Source organism: Chloroflexota bacterium, from assembly GCA_011322445.1.
GTDB lineage: Bacteria > Chloroflexota > Anaerolineae > Anaerolineales > DRMV01 > DRMV01.
This window is the reverse complement of sequence record DRMV01000008.1, coordinates 47,220-61,611: the sequence shown is the minus strand read 5'-3', so window position 1 is coordinate 61,611 and position 14,392 is coordinate 47,220. Positions and strand designations below refer to the sequence as shown.

Genomic DNA, 14,392 nt, shown 5'->3' with positions numbered 1-14,392 from the left:
GGCGGGTTCTGCCGCGGAGGAGACACTTTATGGGCAGTGCAAAGCGTTTTGCACGATACCTGACTTTCAAACTCATTCTGTTGTTCATCACCACGGTCATTGGCGTTTACATCACGATTTTGGTGGCGAATATGGGGGGCTATGTGGATAAGTTGCGCATGAGCCAGCTGCGTGAAGAAATTGGTATGAAAATCATGCGCGACCCGGCGTTGAGAAACGTTCCGACAACCCAGAAAAAGAAAATGATTGAAGAGAAGGTTCGGCTGGAGGCTGAGCGTTTGGGCTTAGACAAGCCCTTCCTCATTCGCAGCCTGTATTTCTTGCGAGACGCAATGACGCTGAACCTCGGTCGTGCTCAGTTCATGGTGAGCGATTCTGGCTCACGTCAGGTCAAAGCGATTATTTTGGAGCGCCTCCCACCAACCTTGTTGTTGATGGGAACATCATTCTTTCTGATATTTTTCCTCAATTTGTTTATTGGTTTGGCGCTCTCTCGTCAGTATGGCAGTTGGTTAGATAAGATATACATTACAATGGCCCCTCTCTCGGCGGCACCGGCATGGTTTTATGGGATTTTCCTCATCCTGGTGTTTGCTGCGTGGTTAGGATGGTTGCCATTCGGGGGAATGGTGGATGCACCAAAGCCGCCCACGGCATGGCTCTATGCCCTCAACGTGGCTAAGCACATGGTTTTGCCGTTGGGCGCCATGCTGCTGAGTTCCCACTTCATTGGGGTGTATGGCAACCGCACCTTCTTCTTGATTTACTCCAGCGAAGACTACGTTGACCTGGCCCGCGCGAAAGGTTTGCCTGCTCGTATGTTGGAGCGTCGCTACATTTTGCGACCGACCCTGCCCACAATTGTGACGAACTTCTTGTTGAGCGTGATTACATTGTGGATGGGTGCCATCATCTTCGAGACGGTGTTCAACTGGCCGGGCAATGGCCGCTTGTATTACCAGGCCATTGGTATGAAAGACGTGCCCGTGATTGTTGGCAATACCATCATCTATGCTTACTTGCTGGCAATTTCGGTGTTCTTGCTGGATATCATCTACGCACTCCTGGACCCGCGGGTAAGGGTGGGTTCGTCTCGTCAGGGCTGAGATTACCACCGTCGGAGAGGTGAAGCATGGGATTTTTGAAATCCTTTTTCCGTGAGTTGAAGTATTACCCCTCGGCGATTGTAGGCACCTTGATCATCGTGGCGCTGTTGGGGGTGGCTCTCTACGCCGTTATTGCTATCCCCTATCATCGAGCGGTTTATTTGTGGCGGGGAACCAGTGAGGTTTGGTACCGGAACCCTAAGATGGTGCCGCCTTCATGGGTGAACTATTTCCGTACCAAGAAATTGCCGACCACCATTGACCTGGATTCCCGGAAAGAAGGCGAGGTCCAGCGAACCGAGAAGAAGTTGGGCGATGGGAAACAAATTGAACTGACTTATGAGTTTGATTATACGGCCGATGAATTCCCGCCCGAAATTGTGGTTTACTTTTACCCTACCTACGCGGCCAAACAGCCGTTTGTTTCCGGGGAATGGATTACCCCCGATGGGAGGAAGTTCCGTTTAGGGAACTTCATTGTGACCCAGGGGTATAGTTTCCACATGGGGCAGGATAAGGACCTGGCGCGACGGGTGCGCCGGATGTTGCATGTGGATATTCCGGCAGATATTGGCCTGCTCGTTGATCCGGCTTCCTTGCCCAAGGATACTTCCCAGCCGGTGGATCAGAAGAGCCTGCGCCCCCTCAAAGGCCATTACAAGTTGCAGCTTTCGGTTATCACATTCTCGCCTCAGGACGATGTGCAGGCCGAGCTGCTGGTCTACGGTGGCGTGTACGGCATTGCCGGCACCGACCACCTGCGGCGCGACTTAATGGTGGGGCTGTTGTGGGGCACGCCGGTGGCCATGGCCTTTGGTTTGATTTCTGCCTTGGTGATTGGGCTGGCGACCATGATTATTGCTGCCATTGGTGTGTGGTACGGCGGCGTGGTGGATGACCTCATCCAGCGTATTACCGAAATTAACATGGTGCTGCCGTTCCTGCCGATTTTGATCATGGTGGGTATTTTCGTCTCGCGCAGCCTATGGGTGATAATGTTGGTCACAATCGCCTTGAGCATTTTTGGCGCGGGCATTAAATCGTACCGCGCCATGTTCCTGCAACTGCGGGAATCCCCGTACATTGAGGCCGCCCAGGCTTATGGGGCGGGGAACAGCCGCATCATTTTCCTCTACCTGATTCCCCGTATTTTGCCCATGCTGATTCCGGGTTTCATCAGCGCGATTCCCAGTTTTGTTTTCCTGGAAGCCTCGTTGGCGGTGTTGGGCATTGGCGACCCGGTATTGCCAACGTGGGGCAAGATCATTCAGGATGCTCAAGCGAATGCGGCTTTGTATAAAGGGTTGTATTATTGGATTCTGGAGCCGTCGGTGCTGTTGATGATCACGGGCCTGGGGTTTGCCTTGCTGGGCTTTGCCCTCGACCGTATTTTCAACCCGCGGTTGCGGCAAGAGTAGTTTGCTAAGGAGAGAAGCAGATGATGGTTCCCTCTGATGAGATTCGCGAAAAGGCTTTGGTGGTTGAAGACCTGGTGCTGTATTTTCAACTGACGCACGGCACAGTGCAGGCTGTGGACCACGTCAGTTTTTCGCTGGAGAAGAATCGCGCCGTGGTGGTTATTGGCGAGTCGGGGTGTGGCAAGACTTCGATGGGGCGGGCTTTGACCCGCTTGTTGCCCCGCAACGTCAACCGCTATACCGGCAAGGTGTTCATCGACGGCGTGGAAACCATGAGCATGGACGATGAGACTTACCGCGAGCAGGTGCGGTGGGTGAAGATCTCGCAGGTGCCGCAGGCGGCGATGAACGCCCTGAACCCGGTGCTCAAACTCAAAGATCAGGTCATGGAGCCCTTGCTGCTCCATGAAAAGGGTATTACCCAGGAAGAAGCGTTAGAGCGGGTGCATGCGGTATTCGACTTCGTAGGGGTTCCCGATGGCTTCATCGAGCGTTACCCCTTCGAACTGAGCGGCGGGATGCGGCAACGGGTGGTGATTGCGATGGCGTTGATTACCAACCCCGCGGTCATCGTGCTGGATGAGCCGACCTCGGCGCTGGATGTGCTTACCCAGGCGAACATCTACAACGTCCTCAAACGTATCAAGTGGGAAAAGGGCACCAGTTTTGTGCTCATTACCCACGACGTGGCGACTTCCAGCGAATTGGCCGACGATGTTTTGGTGATGTATGCCGGGCACATGATGGAGCATTCCTCGGCAGGGGAATTTTTCGCTGAGCCTCTGCACCCCTATGCCAAAATGCTGATGGCCGCGGTGCCTAAACTTTATGGTGAAGAGGAACTCCAATTCATCCCTGGCAAGCCCCCCAGCCTGCTCGACCCGCCCACGGGCTGCCGCTTTGCCGACCGCTGCCCGTTGGCGATGGAAAAATGCAAAATCGAGCCGCCGACCTTCCGCGTGGGCGACCGATTGGTCAAGTGCTGGCTGTATGAAAAAGAGGCCGATGAAATCGTTTCCTCGCCCGAAGCCCTGGCGGGCATTTCCGCTTAGCCCCTTTACGGAGAGATTGGTATGAGCGAACAACAGGTTCAAGCAGCCGTCCCTGCTCCCGCCGAGGCACAAGATCAGCCGTTGCTCTCGGTCCGTCACCTCAAAATCTGGTACGAACTCAAGCGGTTTGGTTTCCTGCATGCGGGTTACGTCAAGGCGGTGGATGATGTGACTTTTGATCTGCCGCGTGGCGAGGCGATTGCCGTGGTGGGCGAGAGCGGGTGTGGTAAATCCAGCCTGATGAAGGCCATTCTGGGGCTGGTGCACCCCCATGAGGGTCAAATTTTGTTTGAAGGTCAGGATATTTGGGAAGGCGGCGCAGAAGCCATGCGGGCTTACCGTATGAAAGTGGGCTATGTGCAGCAAGACCCCTACGGCGCGTTGCCGCCTTTTATGACCATTCGCCGTATTTTGGAAGAGCCGCTTATTCTGGCCGGTATGAAAGACAAAGAGGAGCGTCTGGAACGCGTCATTCGCAGTCTGGAAGAGGTCAAGGTCACACCGCCCAGCGATTTCCTCAACAAATATCCGCACATGCTCAGCGGTGGTCAGCAGCAGCGTGTAGTGATTGCGCGTGCCCTCATCCGCAACCCTAAAATGCTCATTGCCGACGAGCCGGTTTCGATGCTCGATGCTTCGGTGCGGGTGGAAATCTTGAAACTGCTCGATGAAGTGCAAAAGGAGCGCCACCTGTCGGTGATTTACATCACCCACGACCTTTCCACGGTGCGTTACTTCTCAGAGCGGATTTTCGTGATGTATGCTGGTAAATTAATCGAAAAGGCCAGCACGCGCGAAATTCTGCACAACCCCAAACACCCCTATACCTGGGCGCTGCTCAACGCCATTTCCGACCCGCTGGCCGAGAATGCGACTAAGTTGCGTGACATCCCCCCGGGCGAACCGCCCAGTTTGATTACCCCTCCGCCGGGTTGCCGTTTTCACCCGCGTTGCCAGAAGGCCATTCAAGGTTTGTGCGAAGTCGAGGTGCCGCCGCACTTTTCCGTCGCACCCGACCACGACGTCGCTTGCTGGCTGTATCGTGAGGAGGCTTGATGCGTCCGATTTCGCCCTGGCGGTTGATTGGGGTGGGCGGCGTGTTGGAAGTGGTGGGTGTTGCCCTTCCCATGTTGATGGTGGTAGGTGTACTCCCTTCGACCTGGTTGCTCAATGGCGTGGCCTTTCTCGCGGGCATCTCGGGCCTGTTCCTGGGCTATTTGGGCGTTTTGATGCTCGTGCAGGCCCGCCGCCACCGGGAAGACCATCCTGAGCCTCCGAAGCCGTGGGCGCAATAGCCCTGGCGGCTGACCGTTGCCCCTTTTGCCCAGCGCGGTGACCGCGTTGGGCGTTTTCTTTGGCGATGGTATACTTTAGCCTGACTCGACCCCGCGCTGTGAGCGCGTGCAGGAGTGTACTATGCGTCGTTTTTGGTTCTTGTTCGTGTTGACGGTCGTGCTGGCGGCTTGCAGCCGTCAACCTACCGCGGCCCCCAGCCCTACGGCTGTGCCTCAGCCGACACAACCACCGTCGGTGGCGTTGATTACTCCCACGCCGCAGCCTACCCCCGCCCCGCGGACCCTGACCATCTGCATGGGGAAGGAGCCGCACACGCTCTACCCCCTGGCTGGCGATACGCAGGCCATGCGGAGCGTGCTCGCTGCGGTGTATGAAGGACCGGTGGAATACCGCACGTTTGGCTTCCAGCCGGTGATTTTGGAAAAACTGCCCAATGTGGCCGACGGCGATGCGGCTTTTGTGGAGGTGGAAGTCGCGCCCGGAAGCCAGATTGTGGACGCGCGGGGCGAGATTACAACCTTGAAGGATGGGGTGTCTTTCTTGCCCGCTGGTTGCCATTCCACCCGTTGCGCACTCAAATACACCGACGATATGGGCGCGGTTGATATGGAGCAAATGCAGGTCACGTTTCACCTGCTGCCGGGCTTGAAGTGGTCTGACGGGCAGCCTCTCACGGCCGACGATTCGGTGTTCACCTATACTCTGGTTTCTTCGCCCGATACCCCCGCACATGGCCGCTATGCCGATATGCTCCGCCACACCGCTGCCTACAAGGCCACGGACAAGACCACGGTGGTGTGGAAAGGCCTTCCTGGCTACCGTGACCCGGCTTATTACCTCAATTTCTGGATGCCTTTGCCCGCGCACCTCTGGGCAAAATATGCCCCCAAGGAACTGCTCGCGCTACCGGAAGCCACTCGCGCGCCGGTGGGGTGGGGGCCTTATGTCATTGATGACTGGAAAGCAGGTGAATATATCCGCCTTTCCCGTAATCCGCATTATTTCCGCTCCCCTGAGGGGTTGCCAAAGTTCGATTATCTGGTCTTCCGCTTTGTCAAAAGCCCGCAGGAAGCCCTGGATGACTTGCAAGCGGGCAAGTGTGATGTGCTCGACGAAACGGTCGATTTGCTTTCGGTCAGTAGCCAGTTAGACGTCTTGCAGAAGGAGGGTAAGGTCGCGGCTTATTACACCCAGGGAACGGCCTTTGAGCGGCTGGACCTGGATTTGCGCCCCGCCATTTACGATGATGGCTGGCAACCGGGTGAGCGCCCTGATTTCTTTGGAGATCCTCAGGTGCGCCAGGCATTGGCCTATTGCCTCGACCGCCAGAAGGTAGTGCAAGAGGTGTGGGGTGGTCATGCCGAGGTTATGGATTCTTTTGTGCCAGCCGAAAGCCAGTGGTATAACGCTAAGGTTGCTAAATATACCTACGACCCGAAGCGAGGGGCGGCGTTGCTTCAGGCTGCCGGTTGGGTGGATCACGACAACAACCCCACCACGCCGCGGGTTTATCAGGGCGAGCCGGCGGCGATTACCTGGGGGGACCCACTGGTTTTGAACTATTGGGCGCCCAACACCCCGCGGGAAGCCAAAGCCGCGGAAATCTTCAAGCAATCGGCGGCGGCATGTGGCATTGAACTCAAGGTCAAACTGTGGGATGACCCCAAAGCCCTTTATGCGCCTGGCCCCGATGGCCCTATCTTTGGCCGTAAGTTTGACCTCGCCGTGGTGCCCATGCAAATGAGTTACCGCCCGCAGTGCCGGTTGTGGATGCGGGACGCGATTCCTGGTGATGGCACGTTGACGATCAAGGACGTGCCCTGGTTGCTCAAAATTTTCGGCAAGACCCACGAAGACGAAAAGGCTTTCCCGATGGGCTGGGCAGGATGGAACGATACCGCCTATGTCAATACGAACTTCGATGGCTATTGCCGGGCGGCTAATAACAGTGTTCCTGACGATGAAGGTTTTGGCAAGGATATGACGCACTTGCAGGCTATTCTGGCGCGCGATTTGCCTTCCATCATGCTCTATCGGTTGCCACGGGTTGCCGCCACCCGCCCCGATTTCTGCGGCTTTGTGCCGGACCCCAGCGCCGCCAGCGATTTGTGGAACATCGCGGCTTTTGATAAAGGGCAGGCCTGCCACTGAGCCGGCGGAGCACTGGAACACTCTTTCTTATGCCCTACCTCTTTTTCACTGCCTTTATGACCGGCATGGCGTCGCTGGCCGTGGAACTGGCCGCGGCGCGCTTGTTGGGAGCGTATTTCGGCACCAGCAACCTGGTGTGGGCGACGATCATTGGCCTGATTTTGCTTTACCTCACCGTGGGGTATTTCCTCGGCGGGCGTTGGGCCGACCGCGACCCGCGCCCTTATACGCTTTACCGCATTGTGGCGTGGGCGGGGCTGGCCGTGGCACTGGTGCCGGTGGCGGCGCGTCCGGTGCTTTATCGCGCGGCCGATGCTTTCGATGCTTTGCGGCTGGGGGTGTTGTTGGGGGCTTTCGCGGCGGTGTTGGTGCTGTTAGTGGTGCCGGTGACCTTGCTGGGGATGGTTTCCCCTTTCGTAATTCGTATAGCCACGAAGCGCACTTCGGAAGCCGGAAGAGTTTCCGGGCGGGTGTATGCGCTTTCCACCCTCGGCTCTTTTGTGGGCACTTTCTTGCCCGATTTGCTGCTGGTGCCGCTGTTGGGCACGCGACGCACTTTCCTGCTGCTGGGGTTGTTGCTTACGCTCACGGCGTTAGGCGGCCTGTGGATGGAGCAGCGCCGGGCGTTTTGGCGCTATGGCTGGATGCCGCTGCTGATTGTCTGTTTGTGGGTTTTTTGGGCTTCTGGCCCCATTAAGCGCACGGCTGGGCAGATTTACGAGACGGAATCGGCATACAATTACATTCAGGTGTTGCAGCAGGATGGCTACCGCTATCTGCGTTTGAATGAAGGGCAGGGGGTGCATTCAGTTTACCATCCCACCCGGCTGGCTTATTACGGAGCGTGGATGTTTTTCCTGAACGCGCCGTTTTTCAACGCACCGCCTTACCGCCCTGCGGACGTGCATCGCATTGCGGTGGTGGGGCTGGCGGCAGGCACGGTGGCGCGGCAGGCCACGGCGGTCTTTGGGGCGGTGCCCATCGACGGTTATGAAATCGACCCTGCCATTTTGAGCGTAGGGCGACGCTATTTCGGCCTGGCTGCTTTGCCCAATTTGCATACCTACGCCGAAGATGGCCGGGTAGGGCTACGGCGCTCGCCTTACCGTTATGACCTGATTGTGCTGGATGCTTACCGCCCGCCCTATATCCCCTGGCATCTCACCACCCGTGAATTTTTCCAACTGGTGCGGCAACACCTTACGCCGCGGGGGGCTGTTGCCGTCAATGTGGGGGCGCCGCCGGGCGATTTCCGCCTGGCAAATGCCATCGCGGCCACACTGCACACGGTTTTCCCCTCGGTGTATGCGGTGCGGGTGCCGAATACTTTCAACGTGGTGATTTATGCCACGGCGCAGCCCACGCAGTTTGTCAATCTGGAAGCCAATGAGGCGGCCTTGCGTCAGGAACCCCATGCCCCGCCGCTTTTGCTGACCTCGATGGACCTTGCTGCGACCCATCGGGTGGCGTTGGATATCGCCGCGGGGGAGGTGTTTACCGACGACCGTGCCCCGGTGGCGCTTTTGACGGATAGCATGGTGTTGCGCGTGGTGTTGGATTCCCCCTGAGAAGGCAACAAACTTAGGTTTCGGAGCAGCGCGTTGAGCGGAGATTGCGAAGCAGGCGCAGTTGAAACGCGCTGATCTGAGGTTATGAGACAACGATTGGGCTCTTTCGCGCAACAGCCGCAGGGCATTCCCCAAGGCGGGGCGCAAAGCAGCGCTGGCCGGGGGGAACACCTGCGGCTGTGTGGGTGTTGGCCCAAGTCTTTTTTATCGGCTACTCGCGGGCCGCTTCTTCTTCCAGCGCGGCCAGTTCGCGCAGGCGGCTGCGGAAGCGCACGACCAGGCTCACCACATAGAGCGCCATGCCGCCCAAAATGACCACGTAACCGGCAATCATGTAGTTTCCAGTTTGAGGTACCATGCGATTGCTCCTCGTTAATCGGTGAGTTTCAGGCGCAGACGTTCCACCTGAGCGGTCAATTCGCCCAGGCGCACCCGATGCCACAGCAGTGTCGCGAACACCACCGTGAAGGTGAACAGGCTGAACATGAACGTCTGGAACATGTGAGGCGAGAGCTCGGCTTTGGTGCTGGTAATGACCACCGGGTGGATGCTGCGGTACATGCGGATGGAAAGAAAGGTCAACGGCACGCTTAGAAAGCCCACAATGGCATACACGGCAGCATAGCGGGCGCGACGGTCGGGGTCTTCGATGCCGCTGCGTAGCATGAAATAGGCAATGTAGATCAGTTCCATCACCGTGACCGTCACCAGGCGGGGGTCCCACGTCCACCAGGTGTTCCAGATGGGGCGGGCCCAGATCGAGCCGCTGACAATGCCGATGAGGGAAAACGCCAAACCGATTTCCACCGCGGCAACTTCCACTACATCCCATTTGGGGGAGCCTTTGGCAAGGTAAAGCCCCCCGGCCACCGCCGCGACCAGGAAGCCCAACATGCCCACCCAGTTCGCTGAGACGTGGAAGTAAAACACTTTTTGCACCAGCCCCATCGTGCGCTCGGTGGGGGCATAGCCGAACACCATACCGAGTGCGGCTACAAGCAAGAGCGCGCTGAGGGCGTCGAGCACTTTCAAAGCGGTTGGGGTAGATTTCATGCGTTATTCCTCCACAACGAAGTCGAAGACCATGAAAGCAACGGCGATGAAGATCACATCATACACCAATAGCAGATTGAGCCAGGGAGTGATTTCTTCCAGCGGCAACCCGCTTAGATAGCCCGCGCTGGCTTTGACGGCGGCAATCAGCACCGGCAATGCCACCGGAAAGAGCAAAATCGGCAGCAGCATGTCGCGTGTTCGAGCCTGCACTGCCATGCTGGAAAGCAACGTCCCCACGGCCACGTAGCCGACCGAGCCGAGAATGACGGTCAGCAGCAGGCCGGGCAAAAAGAGGTTGACATTGTAGAGCACGCTATACAGCGGGAAGACGATGGCTTCCACAATCAGCATGAAGGCCAGGTTGGCGATGGCTTTCCCGAAGTAAATGGCGCTGCGGTCGATGGGAGCGAGCAACAGCCCATCGAGGCAGCCGCGGTCTTTTTCGGTTGCCATCGAGCGGTTGAGCCCCAACGTGCCGGCGAAAATGAAGGTGACCCACAACACGCCGCTGGCAACGCTGCCCCGGGTTTTGGGGTCCAGGTCCAGCGCAAAGTTGAAAGAGAGGATGACGAGCAGTGCAAACACCAGCATAGCCGAGAGCAACTCGCGGCTGCGGCGCTCGGCAGTGAGGTCTTTCCAGACGATGGCGCGGGTGGCCTGCCAGAGACTGGTGACGGATGAGGGGCTGCTCATGAGGCCTCCTCGGCGATGGCGGCGCGGTAAAAATCGAGCAGTTGGGCGTCGGCGATCGCCTCTCGGGAAGCAGAGGCAGCGATGCGGCCGCGGGCAAGTACGTCGAAGCGGGAAGCCAGCGCGGCCACCCGGCTCAAGTCGTGGGAAGTCATCACCACGGTGCGCCCTTGCGCGGCGACTTCGTGCAACACGGCGTCTAACATCGCGCTGGCGTCCTGGTCGAGGCCGGTGTAAGGCTCGTCCAGCAGCAGCACTTCGGGGTCGTGCAAAATCGCGCGAGCAATGGCAAGGCGCTGTTGCATGCCGCGGGAGTAAGTGCGCACCAAATCGTGGCGACGGCGTGCCAGACCTACCAGTTCCAGCACTTCGGTGATGCGTTGAGCCGGTTCCGAAAGGCCGTAAAGGCGGGCGAAGAAACGCAGGTTTTCTTCGGCGGTCAGGTCGCCGTAGAGCAGCGGTTGGTGGGAAACCACTCCCAGCCTGCGGCGCACGGCCGCGGCTTCCTGGGGCAGCGGCGCCCCGCCGATGCGCACCTCGCCAGCGGTGGGGCGGCTCAGCGAGGCCAGAATGCGCAGGAAGGTGGTCTTCCCGGCACCGTTAGGGCCGAGCAAGGCCACGAACTCGCCCTGCTCGGCGGTGAAATCGAGCCTGCGCAAGACGGTTTTGAGCCCGAACCGCTTGGTGAGGCGTGAAACGGCAATTGCGGCGGTCATGTGTCGGCTTTGTCCTCTGCGGCGGCCAGCAAAGTCTTCAGGCGGTCTTTGAGGGCTTTCCGGCGGCGGCGGTAGGCCTCTTCCTCGATTTTGCCTTCCTCGTAAAGGTCGTCCAGCGCGAGGATGGCGTCCATCAGCGCGTCGGGGTCGTCGGCAATTTCGGAAGGCACCGCCGCAGCAGGGGCAGCGGGAGCCGGGCCTTCCCGCCGGGTGAGCACCACGGCGATGGCAATGAGTGCCGCTCCCAGGGCCAGCAGGCCGATGGCAAGGCTGGTTTTGTTGCCACCGAGGGAAAGCCCGTTGCCTACACGCCGCACGGTGAAAGCAAGGGTGTCACCGGCGTTCAAGGCGGCTACATTGTAGATGCGGAAAGTGTTGCCGGTTTCGTCTTTTTGTACGCCGCCATCGGTCAACCCCTGGCCGCTGAGCGTAAGTTGGCCTTCCGGCGCCATCAGAACGGCGGCGGCTACGGGCAACGGCACGGGGTGTGCGATGCTCATTTCTTTGCCCTCAAAAGGCAGGGTGTAGGCGAAAACTTCCTGTGTGGTCACTTGTGGGTAAACGGGCAGCATGTCGCCAAAGCCGTGGGCGGTTTGCACGTAGCGCCCTCCCAGGCTGCCGTTCTGGAATTGCAGATGCACCGCGCCAGCGGGCAGGTCGAAGGTGAGCACGGGCTTCTCAGGGTCGGCGCTCACCAGCGTACGGTCACCCTCGTTGGTGATGATGTACATTTCCACCACTTGAATGGCCTGGTCGGTTTGCGGTGAGACAAACACATGCAGCCGCTCGACCCGCACATGGCTGGGATCGGTGGTGGTTTCGTAAATCGTCAGGGGCAGGTTGAGCGAGGGATGATCGGGCAGGGCGGTCGCGGTGCGCGAGCCGTAGAGCACTTTGGCGTATTCGGCGGTGACGAAGAAAATGCGCTGCGGGTCGTAAGGCACGTTGTGGAAGACAAATTTGCCGTCCGCGTCGATGGTTGCCGAGGCTTTATACACCTCGTTCATGCTGCCTTTGTCGTAGCCGTGTAGCGTGACTTCCAGGTCGGGGGGCACGCTGCTGCCCTGCGTGCCGTTGGTCACTTGGCCAGTCACGGTGATGGTGTTGGCCTGGGGGGTGGTGGTGGCTTCCGGGGTTGCAGAAGCCTCTGCGGCGGGTGTGCCGGTTCCCTCGGCAGGGGTGGGGGCGGCAGCCGTGGCTGCTGCAGCCTCGCCGGTTGGAGTGGCCGTGGCGGTCGCTTGCGTGTGCGCAAACGAGAGCGTGCGGATGTAAGCGGCCAGGGCCAAGCGGTCATCCATGCTGAGCCCTTCGTACACTTCGGGCGGGTGTTGCTCGCCGGTGATGTCTTTTGCCAGCGCTTCGTCGGAGGCTTGCGCCATGCGTTTTTGGTTGACCAGGTCTTTGCCGTGCCCATCGGCTTCGTGGCAAACCTGGCAACGGTCGGTGTAAAGGGCTTTGCCGTGTTGCAGGGTTGCCGGCGGCACGCTGAGGGTGTAGATGTAGGCCAGCACATCCCAGCGCTCACGAGCGGTGAGGATGTGAGCGAAGGTCGGCATGCCCTCGTCCATTTTGCCCTGGGTTAGCACGGCGAAGCGTTTGGCGGGCACGTCGGCGCGGGCCTCTTCGGGGTCGGCCAGGGCGGCGGGGTTGATGTCGAGGGCTGCGGCCTGGGGACCATCGCCCAGCCCGGTCGCACCGTGGCATTTCTGGCACCGCTGCTGGTAAATGGCTTTCCCGGCGACGGGGTCGGGCGGCAAAGCGGGGTAGAGGTCGGCGGTGTTTGGCGTGGGGGGAACGGCAGTGGGGTGCCAGCCGGGAGGCGGGGTGACGTCGCCAGCCAGGTTGAAACCGCACGCGCCCAGGCTGAGCGCAGCCAGGGCGACGACAAGGAAGAGGAGCAAGCGGGTCGTTTTGGGGAAGGTGTGCATGAAACAGCCTCAGGTGCGAAGGGTGGTGGGCAAATGCCAGAGAGGTTTCGCGAAGTTAGGCAAACCGTTTGACGGTGCTGAATTTTTGCCTGAGTATCTATCTGAAAAAATCAGGGGGTGATGTCATTGCGACTCTCTTGAACGGCAGTCGAAGGGGCGAAGCAGGCTCCCGTTTTGCGGTCAAGAGATTGCTTCGGCAACGCGCCCTTTGCCTCGCAGTGACGCCCCGCCAGAAACTTTCGGCCTGGCGCTAAGCCTTGAGCGGCGCGCCGCACCGCGGGCAAAAACGGTCGCTTTCCAACACGGGCGCGCCGCATTGGGGGCAAAAGCCGGCGGCTTTCTGGCCGCTGCGGGCGCGCCGCCGCGCAGCCAGCAGCGCTTCGACGGCGTCGTCGGGGTCACCGTGGGCTAAGGCTGAGCGTTGGGCTTTGCGCTGCTTGAGCAGCGTTTCCAGTGAGTCGCCCGAGGTAAGGGGCTTGAGGGCGTCCAGCCGTTTGAGAATGTCAGCGGCTTCTTGCATCAGCGCCTGGCGTCGCACCTGGTAGTGGCTTTCGTCGATTTTGCCGGTGTTGAAGTCGAAATCCAGTTCGGCGAGGGCGTCCAGCACCTGGTCGCGCCGCGCCAGCAGCGCGGATTGCTCTTGTTCTTCGACGGTGACCAGCGTGCCTTCCTGCCGCAGGATGGGCAGGGCGACATACAGCCCCGTGAGGGCGACTAACGCCAGTAAGAAAAATAGTGCTCCCCAGTCCATGGGTCATTTCTCCAGAACGGCCGTTATCGCGGCCATGATTTCGTTCAGGTCGCGGAAGGGGCCGATTTTCTTGTAGGCCAGACGGCCGTCTTTGTCGATGATGTAGGTTTCGGGTACGCCAGTAATGCGGAAGGTTTGTGCCCAGTGGGTGGCTTTGTCGGGGCCGTTGGGGTAGGTGATGTGGTAGCGTTGCAGATAGGCTTTGGCGTCGGGTTCGGTATCCACATAGTCCAGCCCCAGGAAAATCACATCGCCCCGCGGCTGAAGTTGCCGCCAGGCCTGTTCCAGGGCCACGGCTTCATCTTTGCACGTCGTGCACCAGGAAGCCCAGAAGTTGAAAAGCACGACCTTGCCCTTCAGGTCGCCCACGCGGTACGTCGTGCCGTCGAAGGCCGTCAGGGTGAGGTCGGGCGGCACGCGGTCGCCGATGGCAACGCCGCCTTTTTGGGTGCGGTTGAGCATCAGCCCAACGATGACGAGCAGGGCAATCAACCCGCCCCACACGATGGCCTTGCCTAAAGTCAACCCCTGCTTAGGGGAAGGTGTGGCCTCGGGGGGCGTTTCGGGTTGCGGGGAAGAATCTGCACTCATGGGAGGCTCCGAATGAACAGGGTGGAGAAGCCGACGGCAGTCTGGGGGTGTAGGTCGGCTTCGGGAGCA

The 14,392-nt window shown here is 59.3% G+C and carries 13 protein-coding genes; 7 read left to right on the top strand and 6 right to left on the bottom strand.

Annotated features, from left to right (window positions below; translation table 11 throughout):
- Positions 1–29: 29 nt before the first annotated feature.
- The 7 genes from ENJ54_00890 to ENJ54_00860 all read left to right on the top strand — a co-directional run bounded on the left by ENJ54_00890 (position 30) and on the right by ENJ54_00860 (position 8,591).
- Positions 30–1,106: an ABC transporter permease gene (locus ENJ54_00890; protein HFC08401.1), complete on the top strand. Its 1,077-nt coding sequence runs from the start codon at positions 30–32 to the stop codon at positions 1,104–1,106.
- Positions 1,107–1,132: 26 nt separating this feature from the next.
- Positions 1,133–2,524, top strand: coding sequence for an ABC transporter permease (locus tag ENJ54_00885; protein HFC08400.1), 1,392 nt, complete (start codon positions 1,133–1,135; stop codon positions 2,522–2,524).
- 23 nt (positions 2,525–2,547) lie between these two features.
- The gene (locus tag ENJ54_00880) at positions 2,548–3,576 is read left to right on the top strand and encodes an ABC transporter ATP-binding protein (GenBank protein HFC08399.1); all 1,029 of its coding nucleotides are present in this window, start codon (positions 2,548–2,550) and stop codon (positions 3,574–3,576) included.
- Between the two features lie 21 nt (positions 3,577–3,597).
- Entirely contained in the window at positions 3,598–4,632 is a 1,035-nt protein-coding gene (locus tag ENJ54_00875; protein HFC08398.1) for an ABC transporter ATP-binding protein, read from the top strand.
- Positions 4,632–4,871 (top strand): hypothetical protein, encoded by a 240-nt coding sequence (locus ENJ54_00870; protein HFC08397.1) that lies wholly within the window; start codon positions 4,632–4,634, stop codon positions 4,869–4,871. Before ENJ54_00875 ends, ENJ54_00870 begins: the two co-directional genes overlap by 1 nt.
- Positions 4,872–4,992: 121 nt before the next feature.
- Entirely contained in the window at positions 4,993–7,023 is a 2,031-nt protein-coding gene (locus ENJ54_00865) for a hypothetical protein (protein HFC08396.1), read from the top strand.
- 29 nt (positions 7,024–7,052) lie between these two features.
- A complete protein-coding gene (locus ENJ54_00860; protein ID HFC08395.1) occupies positions 7,053–8,591 on the top strand; it encodes a spermine synthase in 1,539 nt (512 codons plus the stop codon).
- A 372-nt stretch (positions 8,592–8,963) separates the two neighbouring features.
- Here the strand turns inward: ENJ54_00860 and ENJ54_00855 are convergent, their stop codons facing one another.
- The 6 genes from ENJ54_00855 to ENJ54_00830 all read right to left on the bottom strand — a co-directional run bounded on the left by ENJ54_00855 (position 8,964) and on the right by ENJ54_00830 (position 14,323).
- Positions 8,964–9,644, bottom strand: coding sequence for a cytochrome C assembly protein (locus ENJ54_00855; GenBank protein ID HFC08394.1), 681 nt, complete (start codon positions 9,642–9,644; stop codon positions 8,964–8,966).
- A 3-nt stretch (positions 9,645–9,647) separates the two neighbouring features.
- On the bottom strand, positions 9,648–10,340 hold the full coding sequence (locus ENJ54_00850) for a cytochrome C biogenesis protein (GenBank protein ID HFC08393.1): 693 nt from the start codon (positions 10,338–10,340) through the stop codon (positions 9,648–9,650).
- Complete coding sequence (gene ccmA, locus ENJ54_00845) at positions 10,337–11,053, bottom strand: heme ABC exporter ATP-binding protein CcmA (GenBank protein HFC08392.1); 717 nt, start codon at positions 11,051–11,053, stop codon at positions 10,337–10,339. The genes ENJ54_00850 and ccmA overlap by 4 nt, the downstream gene beginning before the upstream one ends.
- Positions 11,050–12,981 carry a c-type cytochrome gene (locus tag ENJ54_00840; GenBank protein HFC08391.1) on the bottom strand — a complete coding sequence of 644 codons (1,932 nt, stop codon included), beginning with the start codon at positions 12,979–12,981 and terminating at the stop codon, positions 11,050–11,052. The genes ccmA and ENJ54_00840 overlap by 4 nt, the downstream gene beginning before the upstream one ends.
- Positions 12,982–13,231: 250 nt before the next feature.
- Positions 13,232–13,732 (bottom strand): zinc ribbon domain-containing protein, encoded by a 501-nt coding sequence (locus tag ENJ54_00835; protein ID HFC08390.1) that lies wholly within the window; start codon positions 13,730–13,732, stop codon positions 13,232–13,234.
- A gap of 3 nt (positions 13,733–13,735) precedes the next feature.
- Complete coding sequence (locus ENJ54_00830; protein HFC08389.1) at positions 13,736–14,323, bottom strand: TlpA family protein disulfide reductase; 588 nt, start codon at positions 14,321–14,323, stop codon at positions 13,736–13,738.
- Positions 14,324–14,392: the final 69 nt, after the last annotated feature.